Genomic DNA, 18,254 nt, shown 5'->3' with positions numbered 1-18,254 from the left:
ACAATTAATAGATAATTGTTTCTAAAAGTATATAAACCAAATTAAGAATGAAAAAAATAGTAGCAGTAGCATTTGTAGTTTTATTAACAGGATGTGCAGAATTACAAAAAGTAGTGAATCAATTACCTCAAGGTGGAGGTGTTTTATCACAACAACAAATAGGGAATGGATTGCGACAAGCTTTAGATAACGGGATTAAACACCAGGTTACTAAATTAACAGCTAAGGATGGTTTTTATAGAAATGAATTAGTTAAAATTATTTTGCCAAAAGAATTACAGGCTGTTGATAAAGGTTTACGTAAAATAGGTTTAAGTAATTTAGCTAATGAAGGGTTAAAAGCAATTAATAGAACAGCAGAGGACGCTGTTAAAACAGCAACACCAATTTTTGTAAATGCGGTTAAAGAAATAAGTTTTAACGATGCTAAAAATATTTTATTAGGTCAGCAAAACGCAGCAACTTCTTATTTACAAGGAAAAACAAATACAGCATTGTACAACCAATTTAATCCAGTAATTAAAAAATCTTTTGCGAAAGTAGGGGCTGATAAAATTTGGTCAAATTTGATTAATAAATATAATAGTATTCCTTTTGTAAAAAGAGTAAATCCAGATTTAACAGATTACGTAACAGGAGAAGCTTTAAAAGGAGTTTTTACAATGATAGCTGTTGAGGAAAAAGGAATTCGTGAAAAAGTAGGTTTACGTAATACAACTTTGTTAAAGAAAGTTTTTGCTTTGCAAGACAAGTTTTAAGTTTTTATAAAAACACAAAAAAGGGTTCGCTAATTTGCGAACCCTTTTTTGTTTGGGAAAAGAATGTTTTTTTATTTATGTTTTTGTTAGTCAAATATTTACGTATATTTATAAAGCCCTTAATTATATTAAAAATGTCAAGAATTAATCAATTACAGAATTATAGAACACATCTTGAGGATAGGTATCGTAAATTAGTTGAAAGAGCTAATGATTATAAATATGAAGACGAGTGTAAAAGCGATCGATCTGCATTTAAAGCAATGCAAATATTAGAAAAGTTGAACCGAGTAAAGTATTTATACAAAGAATTATCAAATACTATTGTGTAGTTTTTTAAAATAATCAAAAGCTTTTAGTAATCTGCTGCCGTACCAAGAAAACATTTCTCCATCTACCAAAATTACTTTTGATTGAGTGGCGTGAGATGCTATTTCATTAATGTGTTTTTCTTTAAAAGGAAAAGGTTCAGATGAGAGTAAAATTAAATTAGGATTTCCTTTTTTAATATCCTGTAGTTCAATTTCAGGATAACGGTTTAAGTTCTTGTAAATATTTTTAAAATTATTTAGCTCAATAAGGTGGTTAATAAAAGTGTTATTTGCAGCAACCATCCATGGATTTTTCCAAATAAAATAAGCAACTGTTCTCTCTCTTTTGTTTTTAATGAATTTCTGAAATTGTAAAATTTCAGAATCTAATTTTTTAATGATGATTTGAGCTTGCGTCTTACAAGAAAAAATATCGCCATATTCCTTTATAAGTTTTTTAGAATCATCAAGCGTAAAAATATCTGAAACATGTGTAGGTGCAATTTGTAGACAAGCTTCAACAATTTCTTTCGTATTTTCTTCTTTATTACAAAGAATAATATCTGGGTTTAATTTTTTTATTTTATCAAGTTTAATATTTTTTGTTCCACCAATAATTGTTTTATTTTTTCTTAAGTTTATTGGATGTATACAAAATTTTGTAACACCAACAATAGAGTCTTCAAGCCCTAAATCAACCAGTAATTCTGTTTGACTTGGAACTAATGAAATGATTTTTTTATAAGAGGGGTTTACACTTTTTTTATTCATAAATAAGGTGAAGCTTAATGCTATTTAACACCCATGATTTCTTGAAACTCTTTTTTGTAACTTTTACTAACTCTAAAAGTTTTATTATCATTTATTTTTACATCTGTTTCTCCGTAGTTAGAAGCAATTATTTCGTCTATAAAATTTGAGTTGATAATTGTAGATCTATGTATTCTAATAAATTGGCTAGAGTTTAGTCTTTTTATTATACTAGATAAAGATTCTCGTAATAAATACTTTCTGTTGTCTGTTGTAAAAATTTCAACATAATAACCAGAAGCAGATATATATTTAATTATGTTTCGCTCTAATAAAATAACTTTATTTCCTGACTTGATATTTATCTTTTTCCCTTTTACAGAGATTTCGTTATTAGATTTTTCTTTTATAAAACTTAAAATATCGTCTAAATCATCTTTTATATTAGGTTGTTTTTCTATTTTTTTATAATCTATTATTTTTTTAATAGAATGTGAAAAACGTTCCTTATTTAATGGTTTTAGTAAATAATCAAAAGCAAAGTAATCAAAAGCTTTTAAAGCCTCTTTATTTGAACAAGTAGTAAAAATAAAAAGAGGTTTTTTAGGTAAGGTTATTTTTTCAATAATATCAAAACCAGTCATGTTTTTTACTTGAGTATCAAGGTAAATAATATCTGGGTTTAAAGAGTTTATTTTTTCAATGGCATCAATTCCTGTAGAGGACTCATGAATAATTTTTAAAAAATCAAACTGTTGTAATAGTTTCTTTAGAATCTCTCGGGAATTAAGATCGTTATCAACAATAAGGATAGACGTTTTCATAAAAGGGGAGTTTTATAGAACCGTTGAGGGGATAGTCCATGTAAAATCAATTTTTTTTGTATTAGAGTACAAAGATAAATAAGAAGTATTTAAAATAAATAAGAATATCCTGTTTTTGTTAAAAATTAACAAAAATTAATTTTTAAGTAGTTAACTTCTTAAAAAAAGTTTCTCACATCAAAATATAGGTTGTTAGAATCAAAATGCTCTTGAGCAATAATTAATGCCGTTAAATTTACAAACTACAATTAATAAAAAATTAACAATTTATGAATCAACGTTACAAAAACGTAGTCTGTGTGTTATTCTTTTTAGGATTCCTACTAAATACTTATGCGCAGCAGAAAGAAATCACAGGGTCAGTATCTGATAGTTCGGGTTTATTACCAGGTGTAAATGTAATTTTAAAAGGAACAACTAAAGGTACTGAAACAAATTTTGATGGTGAGTACTCTGTAAAAGCTAAACAAGGAGATGTTTTAGTTTTTAGTTTTGTTGGTATGAAAACTGTAGAGAAAACAGTAGGGTTATCATCTAAGTTAAATGTTGTATTGATAGGAGATGATAACATACTAGATGAAATAGTTGTTGTAGGTTATGGATCTACTTCAAAGAAGGATTTGACAGGGTCAGTATCAAGTATTGGTGTTGATCAATTAGAGGATAAGCCTGTCGCTAATATTGCACAAGCATTACAAGGAAAAACTTCTGGTTTACAAATTTCAAGTACTGGTGGACGAAGTGGAGATGCGACCCAAATTAGTATTAGAGGAAACGGTTCTTTAAGTGCTTCTAATAATGCATTATATGTTATAGATGGAGTACCTCAAGAAGATATGAGTGGGATATCTCCAGAAGATGTTAAGAGTATTAGTATCTTAAAAGATGCTGCTTCTACTGCAATTTATGGTTCTAGAGCATCTAATGGTGTTATTTTAATTCAAACTAATAGAGGTAGTTATGAGCAAGATCTTTCAGTGTCTTTTAATACATCTTATGGTTTTCAAAATATTATTAAAAGACCTAACTTGTTAAATGCTGCAGGTTATAAGCAAGTATCTGATGCTGCTAGATTAAATTATCAAGCAGACATTACTTCAGGGGCTTTAGCGGGACCTAAAGACCCAACAGTCTTAACTCCATTACCTAATAGTTCTTATGATACTGATTGGTTAAAGTTAGTATTAAGAGAAAATGCTGCTGTAAAAAGGTATCAAATGAGCATTGCTGGAGGTGGTGAGAATACAAAAGCTTATTTATCTGCTTCTTTATTCGATCAAGAAGGTATTATAAAAGATGACACATATAAAATTGGACGTGTTAAGCTTAATGTTGAGCAAAAAATGAATGATTATGTGAAATTTGGTGTTAATTCAAATTTTGCTTTTTCTGAAGCTACACCTGTAGCAGATGATAATAATACATATCAGCCTTATTCTAATGCTTTGAATGCAAGACCTGATGTTAGTCCTTATGATAGTGAAGGTAAAATAGCTGTTCATAATTTCACAAACCCTTTATTTGCTTTCGAAAGAAAAGTAACTGATAAATGGCAAAACTTAGGAGGAACTCTTTTCTTTGATATAACTCCAATTAAAAGTGTCGTATGGCATTCTGCTTTTAGTGGAAACATTAGAAGTCAAAGATATAACAGGTATGATGCTCCAAATACAAGGAGAGGTTTAAATGGAGATGCTGTACCTACAGGTTATGGTTATTATAGTACTTCAAATAACAGAGATTATTTGATTGAAAATACGGTAACTTTTACTGAGAAATTTGCTGATGAAAAGTTAAAAGTAAATGTATTAGCTGGTCATTCATTTCAAAATTGGGATTATGAAGATTCATTTGTTCAAGGGGAAAACTTTCCTTCAAGTGACTTAGAGTGGTTAGTTTCAGCAGGAGAAATTAATCAAGGACGTAGTTTCTTTAAAGGAATGGCTTTAGAGTCTTATTTTGCTAGATTACAAATGTCATGGGATTCTAAATACCATTTAATGGTATCAACAAGATACGATGGTTCTTCTAAATTTACAAAAGACAATAGATGGGGGAGTTTTCCAGCAGTATCTGCAGGATGGACGGTTTCAAACGAACAATTCTTTCAAGTTCCAGCAATTAATTTATTAAAATTAAGAGGGTCATTTGGTTATACTGGTAATCAAGCAGGTATTTCATATGCATCAGGACAAAACTTAATTAGTTCAGGTGAAAATTATGATCAACAACCTGGTTTAGCAACAACAAATATTTTTAATCCTAATTTAAAGTGGGAAAGAGGAAGAGCATTTAATGCAGGTTTAGATCTTACTTTATTTAATAGATTTGATCTTAACTTGGATTACTATAAAAAAGAGACAGAAGACCTTTTAAGTAGGGTAAATGTTCCTCAAGAAAGTGGATTTAGAACAATGTTAGCTAATGTTGGAAATATTTCTAATGAAGGTTTTGAAGTTAATCTTAATGCAAGAATTATTGAAAAAGAAAACTTTAATTGGAATTTTGGAGCTAACTTTTCATATAATTTAAATAAGGTAACAAAAGTAGGGTCTGAAACAGGACAATACACAACAGGTTTTGTTTCTATTGTTAAAGAAGGTAGTCCTTTAGGTTCTTTCTTTATTCTAGAATCTGCAGGTGTTACTTCAGAAGAATATACATATAAAGATAAAGATGGTGTTGATGGTAAAACCGTTGCAGCAGGAGATATGATATATGTAGATCAGAATGGTGACGGTCAAATTACAGATTTAGATAAAAAAGTATTCGAAGGTGGTATTGCTCCAATTTATGGAGGATTTAATACTTCTATAGATTACAAAGGATTTGATTTAGGAATTAGTGGTCAATATTCTATAGGTAAGAAAGTTTATGCTTCTTATAAAGAAAGATTATTAAATGGTGGAGCAGTAGGTTCTCCTTCATTTTCTACAAACATGTTAGAAGAGATGTTAGATTACTGGACGCCTACTAATACAGGTGCTTCAAACCCAAGACCACATTTAGGAACAACCATTTCTTCTTGGAACTCGCAAAGATCTACAAGATTTTTAGAAAATGCAGACTATTTAAGAATTTCAGATATTACTTTAGGTTATAACTTCGATTTCTTAGAAGAGTCACAAGTTAAGTTTATCAAAAGTTTAAGAATTTATGCTCAGGTAAGAAACCCTTTTACATTTACTAAATATTCAGGAGCAGATCCAGAGACTAATTATGTAAATCAAACGAATGAAAGTAGTCAAGATAGGTCTGATGGAAGTAAAATTCAAGCAGGTGTTGATTTAGGAGGTATTCCTAATGTTAAGTCGTTTTTAGTAGGGTTAAATGTTAAATTTTAATAAATAAAACATGATTAAAAAAATTTCAAAAATACTTTTTATAGGAGTATTCGCAGTATTAACTTCTTCATGTACTAGTGAATTAGATATTCCTTCAGAAGCATCTCTTTCTGCAACTGCAGAACTAGCTAATGAAGATGTAGATAAATTATTAACAGGGTTGTATAAAAAATTAAGACACCCTAATAATTATGGTTATTTTGCTATTATGAACACTGAAATAATGGGAGATAACTACAAGCCTGTTAAATTTCAGTGGCCTCAAGTTCAAAATATTTTTGAAAACACTGTGCCTCCAGGAGATATTTTACTAAGTTATTTCTATGCAGATTTTTACGCTGGTATTGATAGATCTAATACTATTTTAAAGGTGTCTACAGCAAATGAAGCTCAAAAAGGAGCTGCAAGATATGCTAGAGCATTAAGCTATTTGAGATTATATGATATGTTTGAAAGAGTTCCTTTAATTGATGAAAATTATGATAGAAAGCCTATCGCACCTTCATCAAAAGAAGATGTTTTAAACTTCATCGTTGAAGATTTAAAATATTCAAAGGCTAATAATGTTAGTTTTAATATACTTAATCTTATTGATAATCAAAAAACTCCAACTAAAGAAGCTGCAACAGCTCTTTTAGCTAGAATTTATAAACTTCAAGGAAACAAAGTAGCTGCAGCAATTGAAGCAGAAGAAGTAATCGAAACTGGAAAGTTTTCTTTAGCAGTAAACCCTTTAGAAAGAGATTCAGAAGTTATCTTTATGTTTAAAGGAACAAAAGCTGAAACTGCTGGTTCTTGGGGATGGATTATGAGTCCTGAGTCTAGAACTTGGAATAATTTTGGAGCTGCAGATGATTTAACAGCTTTAGTTAAAGGAGAAGATACTAGAAGAATTTTATTTGATTTTGATGGTAAAGTAGCTAATAAAGGATATATTTATTCTAAAAAATATAAGACTGAGGATAATTCAGACTTATTAGTGTCAAGAATTGCAGAGATGTACTTAATCTCAGCAGAAGCAGGAAACACAAATAGATTAAACGAATTACAATTAGCAAGAAAGTCATCATTAACTTTAGCTGAAGAAAGACGTTTAGAGATGTCTTTTGAATGGACAAGATGGGAAGAGTTAAAATTAACAGGTGAAACATCTTATGTATTACCTTACCCAACTAGAGCAGTAGATTCTAATCCATTACTTAAGTAAATTTACTTATTAATTTATATAAAAAAAAGCTGAGGATTTATCCTCAGCTTTTTGTGTTTATATACATTAAGTATTAATGTCAATTATGGTGATTAAGGCATTTAGTTTTAGTTCTAATTCAAAAAATAAGGTGTTCAAATCAAAGTGTAAAATAGGAGTAATAAAGGTTTATACATTTGCACAACTTATACTAAAAAAAAATATTTTCATTAGTGTAATTATTTGAATTAATTAATAAGCCAAGGAGTCATTAACCTTGGCTTTTTTTATAATATTTCACTCATTTGTAATTGTAACTCTTCAGCTTTCCTTGTAGCTTTGTAAGCAAAATCTTCTTCATTAGAAGCGTAAATAATTCCTCGAGAAGAATTAATTAATAAACCTACATTGCTGTTCATTCCGTATTTACAAACATCTTGTAAATTTCCACCCTGAGCACCTACTCCAGGAACTAATAAAAAACTATCAGGAACAATTTTACGTATTTCTGAAAAATACTCAGCCTTGGTAGCACCAACAACGTACATTAAATTTTCTGAGTTTTTCCAAGACTTAGAAGTTTCTAAAACTTGTTTGTATAGTTCTTTTCCATCAACAGTTTTTGTTTGAAAATCGAAAGCACCTTCATTAGATGTTAAAGCAAGCATAATTGTATGCCTATCATCAAAAGCTAAAAAAGGCTCAACAGAATCTTTTCCCATATATGGAGCAACAGTAATAGAATCAAAAGCTAAATCTTCAAAAAAGGCTTTAGCATACATTGTTGATGTGTTTCCTATATCTCCACGTTTAGCATCAGCTATCGTGAAAATTTCAGGATGTTTTTCGTTGATGTACCTTATTGTCCTTTCAAGAGATTTCCAACCTTTTATTCCATAAGCTTCATAAAAAGCCGTATTTGGTTTATAGGCAACACATAAATGATGAGTTGCATCAATAATGGCTTTATTAAAGGCGAAAATAGGATCTTCTTTTTCTAATAAATGTTGCGGTATTTTAGTTAAATCGACATCTAAACCGATGCATAAAAACGATTTCTTTTTTTTAATTTCGTTAACTAATTGTTGTGTAGTCATGAGTTGTTGTAAAAGTTAAGCAAAAGTACACTTTTTTAACACTTTCTTTTATCTTTGTTATATATGTTTCAATATGTAATTAATAAATTTTCATACGGTTTTTTGACACTCTTTGGTGTTGTAACCGTTATTTTCTTTTTATTTAACGTGCTACCTGGCGACCCTGCTAGAATGATGTTAGATCAACGAGAGGATACAGAACAACTTCAAAATATTCGAAAAAAATATGGTTTTGATAAACCTATATTTACACAGTATTTATATTATTTAAATGATGTTTCTTTATTGTCATTACATAGTAAACAGGTTGATGATTATACGTTTTTAACTAAAGATAAATATAAAGCATTAAAATTGTTTTCGATAAGTGATGTAAATGTTGTTGTTAAATACCCATATTTGAGACAATCTTTTCAAAAAAACGGAAAAAATGTGTCAGAAGTTATTTATGAAACATTACCCAATACAGCAATTCTTGCTGTTTTTGCAATAGTAATCGCCTTAGGATTAGGTATTATTTTAGGAATTTTATCAGCACTATATAAAGATACTATTTTCGATAGCGTTATTGCGGTAATAAGTACTTTAGGTATGAGTGTACCATCTTTCTTTTCAGCAATTTTATTCGCATGGTTTTTTGGTTTTGTACTACATGAGTATACTAATTTAGAAATGACAGGTAGTTTGTTTGAGGTTGATGATTTTGGAGAAGGAACCCACATTCAATGGAAAAACTTATTATTGCCAGCAATAGTACTAGGTATTCGTCCGCTAGCAGTTGTAATACAGTTAATGAGAAATTCTTTATTAGAGACCTTGAATCAAGATTACATAAGAACAGCCAAGGCAAAAGGATTAACAATGTATCAAGTAGTTTATAAACATGCTCTAAAAAACTCACTTAACCCTGTAGTAACAGCAATTTCAGGATGGTTTGCCTCTATGTTAGCAGGTGCCGTTTTTGTAGAGTATATTTTTAATTGGAATGGGTTAGGGAAAGAAATTGTAAATTCATTAAATACGCTTGATTTACCTGTTATAATGGGGAGTGTTTTAGTAGTCGCAACATTATTTATTCTTATAAATATATTAGTTGATATTATTTATAGTTGGTTAGATCCTCGAATTAAATTAAATTAAAATGAAAATATCTTTATTTTTTGTAGTGCTTTTAACACTAAATAGTTGTGCTGTCTTTCAGCCTAAATCTTTTGACAAATATGCATTAGAGGAGAAATTGGTTACAATAAATAGAGATTCAATTACTTTAAAAGAAATTTTAGCGATAAATAAAGGTAAGCAATTGTTTATACAGGTTTTTGCAACCTACTGCCCGGTAAGTCAAGATAGTTTTAATGATGTTATTGCCTTTCAGAAAGAAAATCCATCAATTGAATATGTTTTTTTGTCAGTAGATCATTCTTATTTCGATTGGAAAAGAGGGTTGCAAAACATAAAGGTAAAAGGGCAACATTATTACATTCCTAAAAAAGGAAAAGGGAAATTAGGAGCGTTTTTAAAACTAAAAACAATACCAAGGTTTTTAATACTAGATGAAAACGGAGAAATAAAGCTTTACAAATCATCAAGTGTATCACAGAAATTGAAAAATAAAATAAAATGAGAAAAAATTTAGTATTGGTTATAGCAACCTATTTATTGTTTAGTTGCTCAGTTTATAACCCCGTAGAGTTTTCGAGTAAAGCATTGGAAGATACTTTTATATCAATGAATAACGAAGAGGTTAAGTTTAAAGATATTTTAATAAAAAATAAAGGAAAAAAAATTGTGATTGATATTTGGGCATCTTGGTGTAAAGATTGTTTAAAGGGGCTGCCAAAAATAAAGAAGCTTCAAGAGACAAATCTCGAAATTGTATATTTGTATTTGTCATTAGACAGAGGTGTCGGACCTTGGAAAGAAGGAGTTAGTCGGTTAGGAATAAAAGGACAGCATTACTATATAAAAACGGGGTGGGAAGGAGATTTTTGTAAATTTCTTGGATTAAGCTGGATTCCTCGTTATTTAGTGGTAGATGAAGAAGGTAAAATAATTATTTTTAACGAAACTAAAATAACTGACAATTTAATAACTGAGATATTAAAAAAATAACTTATTTTTAACAGTTGTAAAACTAATTTTTCCCATGAAAATAATATTATACTTAACCGTTTTTGTTTTATTTGCATCTTGTAATGCAGAAAAACCAGCCGCTTTTTCAAAAGAGGTTTTAAATGAAGAATTTTTAACAATAAACGAAGAAACAATTACGTTTAAAGAAATCCTTGCAAAATATAAAGGTAAAAAGGTAATGTTTGAAGTTTGTGCTTCTTGGTGTGCAGAGTGTGTTTCTGGGATACCACAAATTAAAAAATTAAAAGCAGAAAACCCTGATGTTGTTTTTGTGTTTTTATCAATAGATAAAACCATTTCTCAATGGAAAAAAGGAATAGAAAGATTCTTTAATATTGAAGGAGATCATTATTTCTTGCCAGCATCGCTTAAATCAGGATACGCAAAAAGTTTAGGTATTAATGATGTTCCAAGTTACATGGTGGTAAACGAAAGAGGTATTATTTCTTTAGCGAGTGTTATGGAATCGTTTGATCCAAGATTAGAGGCAGCATTAAAAGAAAAATAAGAATATAAATTATAAGGTGATTTTGAGAAAAAAGATAATAGCAGGTAACTGGAAGATGAATAACAACCTTGATGAAACTAAAAAGTTAATCAAAGGAATTAAGAAAGGGATCAAGAAAAAAGTAGACGATAATACTAGGGTGATTATTGCACCTAGTTTTGTAAACTTAAGTACTGCTGTAAAAAGAACAAAAAAATCTAAAATAGAAGTAGCTGCGCAAAATATGCATCAAACAAAAAGTGGTGCTTTTACTGGAGAGATTTCAGCTGATATGTTAACTTCATTAGGATTAAAGTTAGTACTTATTGGTCATTCAGAACGTAGAGAGTATTTCGGAGAAACAGACGAGATTCTTGCAGAGAAAGTAAATGCAGCGTTAGCCAACAAATTAGAAGTGATTTTTTGTTTTGGTGAATTATTAGCAGATAGAAAATCAGGTAATCATTTTAGTGTTGTTGAAAGCCAACTTAAAAAAGGGTTGTTTCATCTTAAAAAAGAAGATTTTTCTAAAATAATTTTGGCTTATGAACCAGTTTGGGCAATCGGAACAGGAGAAACAGCTTCTCCAGAACAAGCACAAGAGATGCATGCTTTTGTTAGAGGTATTATAAAAGATGAATACGGAAACGAAGTGGCGAATAATATTTCTGTATTATATGGAGGTAGTGTAAAACCAGCCAACGCTAAAGAGATTTTTTCAAAAGAAGATGTAGATGGAGGATTAATTGGAGGAGCTGCTTTAAAAGCAGACGACTTTATTGATATTATTAAATCGATTTAATGGATAATATTTATATAGAATATGTTTTTGAGATAACACCTAAAGAACCAGCAACTGAAATTTTAATAGCTGAGTTAGGAGAAGTTGGTTTTGAGAGTTTTGTCGAAAACGAAAACGGAGTTGTAGCATACATTCAAAAAAATGAATGGAAAGAAAACATGTTAGAAGACGTTTATATTTTAAAATCAGAAGCGTTTGTAATTAACTTTAATTACAAAGAAATAGCGCAAACAAATTGGAATGCTGAATGGGAGAAGAACTTTAATCAAATTAAAGTTAATGATTTAGTGAGTATAAGAGCGCCGTTTCATGAAAACCCAAACTTAAAGTATGATATTGTTATTGAACCTAAAATGAGTTTTGGTACAGGGCATCATGAAACTACTCATATGATGGTGCAACACTTACTTGATTTAGATGTTAAGAATAAGAAAGTGTTAGATATGGGATGTGGAACAGGGATTTTAGCAATTTTTGCTGAAAAGAAAGGAGCACAACCAATTGATGCAATTGATATTGATGCTTGGTGTTATGAAAATTCATTAGAAAACGTCGAAAGAAATGGTTGTAAAAATATTTCTGTTTTCGAAGGAGATTCATCATTACTAGTAAATAAGAAATATGACTTAATTATTGCGAATATTAACCGTAATATTCTATTGAGTGATATTGAGGTATATACAAATTGTTTGAATAAAACGGGTGTATTATTGTTAAGTGGATTTTATAGTGAAGATATTATAATTATTGATGAAGAGGTGTCTAAATATGGTTTAACATTAAATAAGACAATTAAAAGAAATAATTGGGTAGCTTTGCAGTATCAAAAAACGGCATAAATGAGTACGATAGAAAAAATACAAGAAGAGCTAGATGTTTTAATTCAGGAAACAAAAAAGCACGAAATTATCTTACATAATGATGATGTAAATACTTTTGATTTTGTAATTGATAGCCTAGTAAGTGTTTGTGATCATACATTAGAGCAGGCAGAGCAATGTTCTGTTTTAGTTCATTATAAAGGTAAGTGTGCTGTGAAAACAGGAGAGTATAAAGATTTAGAAGGTAAATGTTCTAGGTTATTGCAGTTAGGTTTATCCGCAGAGATTGTTTAATATGGAAAGTGTTTTTAGATATTACGAGTTTTCTGAATTTATGAGCGATAAATCAGAAGCCTTTTCAGGAAATGAAATTTGTTTTTCGATATTAAATGAACATCATTTTTTAATATTTGAAAAAAAGAAAGAAGCCTATAAATTATATGTTTCTAAATATAAATCAAAATTAGAAGTTGGTTTTGAACAACCAGAAATACTTGAATTGCTTGTAAATGATTATGATAAATCTAAGCCAGAACATCGAATAATTTTAAGAAAATATTTATATTAAAAACTCAAAAAAAACTTTTTTTTGAGTTTTTTTTTGAACTTATGTGACTTATCATAAATAAGAGTGTCTTATAAATGTAGACAAGATTTTGTAGTTCTAAAAAATATAGTTTAAAAAAAATAAAAGATATATCCCCTTACATAACTTCTCTGACTAAGAGAAATCTTTTTAAGAAGTATCTAAAAAGAGAAGTTTATTATTATTAAAGGGATTAAAAATAGTAGTAGTTAGTTTTTATACTAAGTTTGGTTAGATGAAAAGGCCTTAGACGAAAGTTTAAGGTCTTTTCTATTACAGTGCATTTTACAGTTCTCTTTCAGTATTATGAAAAAGAGTAATTATTTTCAATTTTAGGGCTTATAATATAACTTCATTGCTGTACAGTAAGATGACTTATAATGATGCTATTTTTAATCGTTTCTAAATATTAAATAAAAGATGTTTGAGTAGTGAGACTAAAGCAAATTATTGTTGCTCATGAAATACGTGTTAGCCTCTTGGTAATTCCGTTTTGTAAATAATAAATTAGTACACTTCTTTTTCTGTAGATTACAAAGAGTATTGACTTCTTATAGTAATTGTTTTTTCAATTTAAAAGCTCTTTTTTTGCTTTCTGTTAACTTGATAACCTCTTCTTTTTAGTTTTTTATTGTGGTATTTTTATTTAATTAACATTTTTAACACTTCATTTTATTTTTTTTAACAATAACTAAAAAATTAATTTGTGTGACTTGCTAAAAATAAAAGTGTCTTACTATTATGATTAATGTAGTAAGTATTTAATGAAGAGTAATAATTTATTTGTGAAATAGCTTGTATATGTATCTTTTTTATAGGGATTTAATTTTCTAATAAACTATAAGTTAGCTCTTTATATGTTTTTTGTGCAGTTTAATACTCGCTTAATATATGTGTTAACTATTTTGTAAATTTTACGGTTTTACCATACTTCTTTTATGGTAAAATAAGTTGTTTTACTTTTTTTATTAAATACATTGAGTAATTATTTAGGCACACTTTTTTATTGAAATATATTTTAATTGTTTGCTAGTTAGTTGGTTGATTTTTTATGAAATATAAATAAAAATATTTTTTTTGGATTTACTCAGATTATTTGTTAAATTGTTGTTAATATCTTGAGTGTTGCTTCCAATGGGGGGATCAGTTACCAAATGATTTTTTTATTAACATTTTTAGCTAATAGTTAAGTAGTCTAGCTTTTAGTAATTGGTGCGTTTTTTTTGAAAATAGTTTTCAAGATAAGTAGGTGTATCAGTTAATAGCAAACGTTGTTATTCTTTTATTGAAACCAATAAGTAGTTTAATACATAAGTTAACAGATAAATTCGATAATAATATGTTTTTTCTATTTTCAGAAAAGTCATTTACACTTAAAAAGTATTAATTTTTTTAAGAAACTGAAGTGTAATAATCATATAAAAATAAGGTGTTTAAGTATGTTTTAAATGAACACTTAAATAATATAAACACATAAATAGGTTAACTACTTATTTATGAACTATAAATCAATAACCAAAATTAATTAATCTAATCTTCTAAATTATGATTAAAAAGTACTTTTTAAAGAATAAACTATTTTTACTATTTGTTGTATTTTTATTTATAAAAATAAATACTGCCTTTTCGCAAGCAACATATAGTACAAACCCTACAGCTGCAGCAATAGCTACGGAGTTGCAATCATCAGGTATTATTATTAGTAATCCTGTAATAACATCAGGAGCAGCAAATCAGATAGGTATTTTTTCAAATGGAACTGCTGGAGCTGCTTTAGAAGTTGATAGTGGAATTGCATTTACTACTTCATCTATAGCAACAACTTTTAATAATAGCAATCTAAATAGTTATACTTCTGAAGGATTTGATGGAGGTTTTGCTTTTAATGACGAAGATTTAACAAATATAAATACGTCAGCAAACAGAGATGTTGTTGTTTTTGAATTTGATTTTGTTGCACAACCTAATTATGTAGGTGTTTTGGTTGAGTATCAATTTGGTTCAGAAGAATTTCCAGATTATGTAGGGTCAGTTTTTAATGATGTATTTGGTTTCTTTGTTTCAGATCCCACAGGGTCTGATCCTGGAGTTCCAGATGGAGATGTAAATAATAACAATACTTATGATTTTGGAGAAACACCTGCTTTAAATTTAGCGATAGTACCAGGTACTTCTAATGCGGTGTCAATAAATAATATAAATGCGGGATTTAAAGGTTGTGCACAAGATGGTGTAACCTTAACAGATTTAACGCAATCAGCTTTATATATAAATAATGGGCATAGTCTTGATAATGATGCGGATCCTAATAATTCGGCTTCATGTAGTTTAAATGATCAAGCAAAGCCTATTCATGTAGAGTTTAATGGAATAACTAAGAAATTTACAACAAACATAAACTTAATAGTTGGAGTTACTTATCATATGAAAATAGCTATTGCTGACGTAGGTGATGCAAGTTTAGATTCTGGAGTATTTGTATCAAGTGTAGGTGGACTTCCAATTATTATAACTAGTGATGATTCAGGAAGTGTTGTTACAACTTCAGGTGGTGTAGCAGTAGCAAATGTTTTAGTAAACGATACTGTAGGTATTGTAACAAACCCTCCAATTGCAGAGGTAGATTTAGTAGAAGTAAGTTCAACAAATGCAGGAGTTAGCTTAAATACAAGTACTGGAGCGATTAATGTAGCTCCAGGAACAATGCCAGGTGTATATTCATTAGTTTACAGTACATGTAAACCAGCTCCTACTAATTGTAGTTCATCTACGGTTACGGTTACGGTTTTGCCAGATAATGATGGGGATGGTATAGATGATGCTACTGATTTAGATGATGATAATGATGGGATATTAGATACAGCTGAAGGTTTCTGTGGTTCTACCGAAGTAAATCTATTAGACGGAGCGGTTAGTGTTGGTCTTTCAGTGTTTGATACTTCCAATAATACCGATTACACGCAATTACAAACTGTGCAAGGACAGCCATCACCATTAGCTCCAGAAATATTTATAAATGCCTATGATACTACAGGAGGAAGAGGTATATTTTCTTTTACATATGCAAGTCCAAAAATGGTTTCAATAGATTCAAATGGATTGTTAAACTTAGTTTTTCACCAATATGATAATATTGCAAATACGTCTGGAGGATATGTCGGTACAAATAGAAATGTTAGTATAGTAACAGATCAAGGTACATTAACAGCAACTTGGGTTATTTCTCCTGCACAGGCAACAATTCTAGATGCAGGAGGATGGGTAAAACAATCATTAACATTTGCCGTTACTCCAAATACAGATTTAGAAGTTACTAGTTTAGAAATTGACATGGAAGCAAATAGTGGAGGTACAGCTTCTACCACTTTTTTTCCAGGAACATCAGAGGTATATGCTTTAGCTATAGAGCCACTTTTTGGATGTGGTACCAGTATTGATACAGATGATGATGGAACACCAGATTATTTAGATCTAGATAGTGATAATGACGGCTGTAACGATGTTTTAGAATCAGGAGGAGTAGATGCTAATTCAGATGGTATATTAGATGGAGACGGATTTAATGCATCAGGTCAAGTAACAACTGGAGGTGCAATTTTAGGAACGAGTTATGACGGAGTAGTAGGTGGAGAAATATTAGCAGTAAATATAGATATAGATACTGCTCCCAGCAATGTTTCTACATCTGTTAGTGCAAGTTCAGTGAGTTTCACAGTTGTATCATCAGCTGATCAAGCGACGTCATTCACAACAGGAACACCTAATTATAGTGTACCAAATAACGCGACTGGAGGTTTAACGTATCAGTGGTATGATGGGGATCCCGATTCAGGAGGTACTATGCTTACGAATTTCGCTCCATATAGTAATGTGACAACTTCAGTTTTAGGAATAAATCCAAATGCGAGTTTAAATGGTAAAACGTATTACGTTGTAGCTAAACATGCTAATAATTCATGTGGAGAAAAAACTAGTGCTACTTTGTGTGTTGTAGATGACACGCTAGCTGTAAGTGATGATACAATTTGTTTAGGAGCTACAGCAACAATAACGCTAAGCTTGAGTGTTTCTGGTGTGAATTACCAATTAAGATTGGATAGTGACGACAGTAATGTAGGTTCAGTAGTAGCAGGAACTGGAGGTAATATTAATTTTAATGTAACTCCAATAGTGAATACAACATATAACATTCTTGCATCAAATGGTACTTGTAGTAGTGAACTTGTTGATAAGCCAATTGTAACAGTTACGCCAACAGTAACAATCGCCGCGTTTAGTCCAACAACGAGCACAAGATGCCAAGGAGCAGGAAATGTAACGACAACGACAACCGGAACAAATACAACCGGAATCACGTATAGTTTAGATGCCGCTTCCTTAACAGGTGGAAATAGCATCAACGGAGCAACCGGAGAAGTAACCTATGTAGCAGGTTGGAGTGGCACCACAACAATCACGGCAAGTGCCGCAGGATGTAGTGGCCCAGCAACAACGACACATGTAGTAACAATTACACCAACAGTAACCATTGCAGCATTCAGTCCAACAACAAGTACCCGTTGTCAAGGAGCAGGAACTGTAACCACTACGACTACCGGAATAAATACAACCGGAATCACGTATAGTTTAGATGCCGCTTCCTTAACAGGCGGAAATAGTATTAACGGAGCAACTGGAGAAGTAACCTATGTAGCAGGTTGGAGTGGAACAAGTACAATCACGGCAAGTGCCGCAGGATGTAATGGCCCAGCAACAACGACGCATGCAGTAACAATTACACCAACAGTAACGATTGCAGCATTTAGTCCAACAACAAGTACCCGTTGTCAAGGAGCAGGAACTGTAACCACTACGACTACCGGAACAAATACAACTGGAATCACGTATAGTTTAGATGCCGCTTCCTTAACAGGTGGAAATAGTATCAACGGAGCAACCGGAGAAGTAACCTATGTCGCAGGTTGGAGTGGCACCACAACAATCACGGCAAGTGCTACAGGTTGTAGTGGCCCAGCAATGACAACACATGCAGTAACAGTTACACCAACAGTAACAATTGCAGCATTTAGTCCAACAACAAGTACCCGTTGTCAAGGAGCAGGAACAGTAACCACTACGACTACCGGAACAAATACAACCGGAATCACGTATAGTT

At 30.5% G+C, this 18,254-nt stretch carries 16 protein-coding genes; 13 read left to right on the top strand and 3 right to left on the bottom strand.

The window, feature by feature from the left end:
- Positions 1-47 precede the first annotated feature (47 nt).
- Positions 48-758, top strand: a complete 711-nt coding sequence (locus CXF68_RS00090) for a DUF4197 domain-containing protein (protein WP_101042337.1) — start codon at positions 48-50, stop codon at positions 756-758.
- Between the two features lie 134 nt (positions 759-892).
- Positions 893-1,090, top strand: coding sequence for a hypothetical protein (locus CXF68_RS00085; RefSeq protein WP_028890082.1), 198 nt, complete (start codon positions 893-895; stop codon positions 1,088-1,090).
- Here CXF68_RS00085 and CXF68_RS00080 read toward each other — a convergent pair.
- Positions 1,073-1,840, bottom strand: a complete 768-nt coding sequence (locus CXF68_RS00080) for an ABC transporter substrate-binding protein (protein ID WP_101042336.1) — start codon at positions 1,838-1,840, stop codon at positions 1,073-1,075. The genes CXF68_RS00085 and CXF68_RS00080 overlap by 18 nt on opposite strands.
- 20 nt (positions 1,841-1,860) lie before the next feature.
- On the bottom strand, positions 1,861-2,643 hold the full coding sequence (locus CXF68_RS00075; protein WP_101042335.1) for a LytTR family DNA-binding domain-containing protein: 783 nt from the start codon (positions 2,641-2,643) through the stop codon (positions 1,861-1,863).
- A 269-nt stretch (positions 2,644-2,912) separates the two neighbouring features.
- Here CXF68_RS00075 and CXF68_RS00070 point away from each other — a divergent pair, with 269 nt between their 5' ends.
- Both CXF68_RS00070 and CXF68_RS00065 read left to right on the top strand, forming a co-directional pair.
- Positions 2,913-5,987: a TonB-dependent receptor gene (locus CXF68_RS00070; protein WP_101042334.1), complete on the top strand. Its 3,075-nt coding sequence runs from the start codon at positions 2,913-2,915 to the stop codon at positions 5,985-5,987.
- 10 nt (positions 5,988-5,997) lie between these two features.
- A complete protein-coding gene (locus CXF68_RS00065; RefSeq protein WP_101042333.1) occupies positions 5,998-7,194 on the top strand; it encodes a RagB/SusD family nutrient uptake outer membrane protein in 1,197 nt (398 codons plus the stop codon).
- A 266-nt stretch (positions 7,195-7,460) separates the two neighbouring features.
- On the opposite strand, the gene pyrF is transcribed toward CXF68_RS00065, so the two are convergent.
- Positions 7,461-8,270, bottom strand: a complete 810-nt coding sequence (gene pyrF, locus CXF68_RS00060; RefSeq protein WP_101042332.1) for an orotidine-5'-phosphate decarboxylase — start codon at positions 8,268-8,270, stop codon at positions 7,461-7,463.
- Between the two features lie 63 nt (positions 8,271-8,333).
- Between pyrF and CXF68_RS00055 the strand changes: the two genes are divergently transcribed.
- The 9 genes from CXF68_RS00055 to CXF68_RS00015 all read left to right on the top strand — a co-directional run.
- On the top strand, positions 8,334-9,410 hold the full coding sequence (locus tag CXF68_RS00055; RefSeq protein WP_101042331.1) for an ABC transporter permease: 1,077 nt from the start codon (positions 8,334-8,336) through the stop codon (positions 9,408-9,410).
- Position 9,411: 1 nt separating this feature from the next.
- A complete protein-coding gene (locus CXF68_RS00050) occupies positions 9,412-9,894 on the top strand; it encodes a thioredoxin-like domain-containing protein (protein ID WP_101042330.1) in 483 nt (160 codons plus the stop codon).
- The gene (locus tag CXF68_RS00045) at positions 9,891-10,382 is read left to right on the top strand and encodes a redoxin family protein (RefSeq protein WP_101042329.1); all 492 of its coding nucleotides are present in this window, start codon (positions 9,891-9,893) and stop codon (positions 10,380-10,382) included. Before CXF68_RS00050 ends, CXF68_RS00045 begins: the two co-directional genes overlap by 4 nt.
- A gap of 34 nt (positions 10,383-10,416) precedes the next feature.
- Entirely contained in the window at positions 10,417-10,911 is a 495-nt protein-coding gene (locus tag CXF68_RS00040; RefSeq protein WP_101042328.1) for a thioredoxin-like domain-containing protein, read from the top strand.
- A gap of 22 nt (positions 10,912-10,933) precedes the next feature.
- Entirely contained in the window at positions 10,934-11,692 is a 759-nt protein-coding gene (gene tpiA, locus CXF68_RS00035; protein WP_101042327.1) for a triose-phosphate isomerase, read from the top strand.
- Positions 11,692-12,531, top strand: a complete 840-nt coding sequence (gene prmA, locus CXF68_RS00030) for a 50S ribosomal protein L11 methyltransferase (protein ID WP_101042326.1) — start codon at positions 11,692-11,694, stop codon at positions 12,529-12,531. The genes tpiA and prmA overlap by 1 nt, the downstream gene beginning before the upstream one ends.
- A complete protein-coding gene (locus tag CXF68_RS00025) occupies positions 12,532-12,807 on the top strand; it encodes an ATP-dependent Clp protease adaptor ClpS (RefSeq protein WP_101042325.1) in 276 nt (91 codons plus the stop codon).
- Position 12,808: 1 nt separating this feature from the next.
- Positions 12,809-13,081, top strand: coding sequence for a hypothetical protein (locus CXF68_RS00020; RefSeq protein WP_101042324.1), 273 nt, complete (start codon positions 12,809-12,811; stop codon positions 13,079-13,081).
- 1,563 nt (positions 13,082-14,644) lie between these two features.
- Positions 14,645-18,254, top strand: a 3,610-nt coding sequence (locus tag CXF68_RS00015; RefSeq protein ID WP_157821818.1) for a choice-of-anchor L domain-containing protein, incomplete at its 3' end; no start/stop codon positions are given.

Origin of the sequence: Tenacibaculum sp. Bg11-29 (assembly GCF_002836595.1) — a bacterium.
GTDB lineage: Bacteria > Bacteroidota > Bacteroidia > Flavobacteriales > Flavobacteriaceae > Polaribacter.
This window is presented reverse-complemented; position numbering and strand designations above follow the sequence as displayed.

Bases quoted from the DNA above. Each gene is read 5' to 3' on its own strand.
- CXF68_RS00090 (WP_101042337.1), top strand. From the start codon at position 48: ATGAAAAAAATAGTAGCAGTAGCATTTGTAGTTTTATTAACAGGATGT.
- CXF68_RS00085 (WP_028890082.1), top strand. From the start codon at position 893: ATGTCAAGAATTAATCAATTACAGAATTATAGAACACATCTTGAGGAT.
- CXF68_RS00080 (WP_101042336.1), bottom strand. From the start codon at position 1,840: ATGAATAAAAAAAGTGTAAACCCCTCTTATAAAAAAATCATTTCATTA.
- CXF68_RS00075 (WP_101042335.1), bottom strand. From the start codon at position 2,643: ATGAAAACGTCTATCCTTATTGTTGATAACGATCTTAATTCCCGAGAG.
- CXF68_RS00070 (WP_101042334.1), top strand. From the start codon at position 2,913: ATGAATCAACGTTACAAAAACGTAGTCTGTGTGTTATTCTTTTTAGGA.
- CXF68_RS00065 (WP_101042333.1), top strand. From the start codon at position 5,998: ATGATTAAAAAAATTTCAAAAATACTTTTTATAGGAGTATTCGCAGTA.
- pyrF (WP_101042332.1), bottom strand. From the start codon at position 8,270: ATGACTACACAACAATTAGTTAACGAAATTAAAAAAAAGAAATCGTTT.
- CXF68_RS00055 (WP_101042331.1), top strand. From the start codon at position 8,334: ATGTTTCAATATGTAATTAATAAATTTTCATACGGTTTTTTGACACTC.
- CXF68_RS00050 (WP_101042330.1), top strand. From the start codon at position 9,412: ATGAAAATATCTTTATTTTTTGTAGTGCTTTTAACACTAAATAGTTGT.
- CXF68_RS00045 (WP_101042329.1), top strand. From the start codon at position 9,891: ATGAGAAAAAATTTAGTATTGGTTATAGCAACCTATTTATTGTTTAGT.
- CXF68_RS00040 (WP_101042328.1), top strand. From the start codon at position 10,417: ATGAAAATAATATTATACTTAACCGTTTTTGTTTTATTTGCATCTTGT.
- prmA (WP_101042326.1), top strand. From the start codon at position 11,692: ATGGATAATATTTATATAGAATATGTTTTTGAGATAACACCTAAAGAA.
- CXF68_RS00025 (WP_101042325.1), top strand. From the start codon at position 12,532: ATGAGTACGATAGAAAAAATACAAGAAGAGCTAGATGTTTTAATTCAG.
- CXF68_RS00020 (WP_101042324.1), top strand. From the start codon at position 12,809: ATGGAAAGTGTTTTTAGATATTACGAGTTTTCTGAATTTATGAGCGAT.